Origin of the sequence: Planktothrix sp. FACHB-1355 (assembly GCF_014748295.1) — a bacterium.
Classification (GTDB): Bacteria; Cyanobacteriota; Cyanobacteriia; order Cyanobacteriales; family Aerosakkonemataceae; genus Aerosakkonema; species Aerosakkonema funiforme_A.
This window is the reverse complement of the sequence record NZ_JACJUP010000953.1, coordinates 1-2,850: the sequence shown is the minus strand read 5'-3', so window position 1 is coordinate 2,850 and position 2,850 is coordinate 1. Positions and strand designations below refer to the sequence as shown.

The 2,850-nt window shown below is 47.5% G+C and carries 2 protein-coding genes; one reads left to right on the top strand and one right to left on the bottom strand.

Features of this window, described 5'->3' with window-relative positions; translation table 11 throughout:
* The first annotated feature begins 227 nt into the window (after positions 1-227).
* The gene (locus H6S82_RS27430; RefSeq protein WP_190473222.1) at positions 228-551 is read left to right on the top strand and encodes a DUF1825 family protein; all 324 of its coding nucleotides are present in this window, start codon (positions 228-230) and stop codon (positions 549-551) included.
* A gap of 119 nt (positions 552-670) precedes the next feature.
* Here H6S82_RS27430 and H6S82_RS27425 read toward each other — a convergent pair whose 3' ends face one another.
* Positions 671-2,479: a transglycosylase domain-containing protein gene (locus tag H6S82_RS27425; RefSeq protein ID WP_190473219.1), complete on the bottom strand. Its 1,809-nt coding sequence runs from the start codon at positions 2,477-2,479 to the stop codon at positions 671-673.
* Between the last annotated feature and the right edge of the window lie 371 nt (positions 2,480-2,850).

Genomic DNA, 2,850 nt, shown 5'->3' with positions numbered 1-2,850 from the left:
TTACTTAGTGGCGGCAGGATTCAGCCCAAGAATCCTCGTACCTTGAGGTCGAGGAGTGTCAAAATATTAATTTGCTTCCTCCATCTGAAGCTTGGTCGAGCCAAAAAAATCGATCGCGATCGACCTTTGGGCAAATTTTTGGAAAGATAATTGCAGACTGGACTAGAATTGTAGCAGATGCGATCGAATTAGCCACTAATCCAAATTTTCGACTGAATGGAAGCGCAATGGGATTTTTTGACTCTGAGATTGTTCAGCAAGAACTAAAGCAACTAGCTGAGGATTATCAATCCCTCATCCAACTTGGCAATAACTACGGCAAATTTGACCGCGAGGGCAAAAAGCTGTTCATCGAGCAATGGGAAGCGATGATGGAGCGCTATCGCATTTTTATGAAGCGCTTTGAGCTTTCCGAAGATTTCATGGCTCAAATGACCGTGCAGCAACTGAAAACTCAGTTAGGTCAATTTGGGATTACGCCCCAGCAAATGTTTGACCAAATGAGTTTTACCCTCCAGCGTATGAAGGCAGAACTGGAAAAGCAGCCCTAGTCCCATTGAGTTTTAGATTTTAGGTTTTAGATGATTGGGCGGCTTGTCAGTTTCTGATAATTGTTCGCTTCGCACCAACTTTACCCATCTAAAATCTAAAATCCAAAATCTAAAATTTCTTAGGGACGAGGACGCTTAAACTTGGAAGCCGATGGGAAGTATTCCACAGAGACGCCATTCATCGCTTTAAGCATAAAATTACGCCAAATCGGCGCGGCGTAATGACCGCCCGTTACACCAGATGCCAAACGTCTGTTATCATCTCTACCAATCCAAATAGCCACAGACAATTGCGGTACAAAGCCAACAAACCAAACATCTTTTTCTGAAGAAGTTGTACCAGTTTTCCCAGCCGCAGGGCGACCGATCTGAGCTAATTTTCCAGTACCGCTATTAATTACGGATTGCATAGCGCTGGTAATAGAAGCAGCTGCCCAAGGATCGAGAACTAGCTTGGGTTTGGGCGTGTTGTCCAGTAACACGTTGCCGCTAGAATCAGTCACTTGCACAATGAAGGTGGTATCGGATTGCCAACCGGTACTGGCGAAGGTCGCATAAGCGCTGGCCATTTCCATCGGCGATAAACCAATAGCCCCCAGAGGTAGAGAAATCACAGGTTCCATTGGGCTCTTAATGCCCAAAGTCCGGCAAACTTCAATCACCTTATCCAACCCCACAGCCCGTCCCATTTTCACTGCCGGAACGTTACGCGATACTTGTAGTGCGGCTCGAATGCTCATCGCTCCACCAAAAGTATTGTCGTAGTTTCTGGGAGCGTAGCCGCGACTGCCATCGCGATAGCGAACAGGAGTGTCGTAGACAGTAGATTCCGGCGAATATTTACCAGTAGCGAACGCCGCATAATAAACGAACGGCTTAAAGGCAGATCCTGGCTGACGGCGAGCTTGAGTAGCTCTATTAAACTGGCTCTTGCTGTAGTCGGAACCTCCTACCATCGCCTTGACAAAATGGGTGCGGGGATCGACTGCTGCTAGAGCCAGTTCCGTACCCCACAATCCGCGGCGTTGCAATCTCGCGTGTTCGCGACCGATGAACTCTTCCGCCATACGTTGGAAATTGAGGTCAATCGTAGTTTGAACTCGCATCCCGCCTTTTTCCACCGTAGAGCGTCCAAAGCGTTGGATCAACTCCTGAGTGACAGCATCGGTGACGTATGGAAGCAAACTTTTCTGAAACGAGGTAGGTTTACCTAATTTAAGCACTTGCTTCTTCGCGGCGGCTTCTTCTTCGGCGGTAATCCAATTGAGCTCCCTCATCCTCCCCAAAACCTGTGCTTGTCGGGCTTTTGCTTTCTTGTAGTTCAGAAAGGGGCTGTACTCTTCTGGAGCTTGAATTAAACCTGCCAACATCGCTCCTTCCGCCAGGTTTAAATCGGCAGCGCTCTTGCCAAAATAGCTTTCCGAAGCGGTTTCAATCCCATAGTTGTTATGACCCCAGTAGACCTGATTCAGGTATAGCTCTAAAATTTTGTCTTTCGTAAGGATTTGCTCCAAGCGTATGGCCATCACCGCTTCTGCTACTTTACGGCTAAAAGCCCGCTTGTGATTGAGAAATATATTTTTGACCAACTGCATGGTCAGCGTCGAACCACCTTCTACGACCCCACCTTTTTCCCAGTTGGCTTTGATGGCGCGACCGACACTGCTTGGGTTAATGCCGTGGTGCAGGTAGAAGTGGCTATCTTCAATAGCCATCACAGCTCGTTTGAGTTCGGGAGAAATTTTGTCCAGGGGGACGACTTCGCGATTTGCTTCACCGTGGATACTGGCAAGCAACTTGCCTTTGATATCGTAGATGTGAGTTGTTTCTGACGGAGAGTAGGTGCCCATAATCCTCACATCTGGGAGGTTGCGGAAGCTAATCGCTAGGCCAACCAGCCCGCCAGCTACAATGGAACTGGTTAGCATGGTGACGCTCAGAAGAGTTCCGCCAGTGACTTTAGCGATCGTCTGAACAAAGTTAAATCCTGGTGCGATCGTTGTGGATGGCTTTTGTCGGAGTGTGTTGGAGGACACGGCGATTTGACTTCCTCAAAGAAAACAAACTGAACAAGAAAAACGGCGACTGGATAGTCCTTATGATTGTTATATTCCAACTACTTATTATGGGGACAGGAAGATTCTAAGTAGGAAACTGTCTGTACACCTAACCGTTGGGTCGTGGTTTGTCGTGCAACCCACCCCTATAGGAGTTGAGAGGATTAACTGGTTCTGGCCAGAAGCTATAGATCCAGTAAAACTGATTTATCTGGCTTTGGAAATACATGGATAAACCTGCC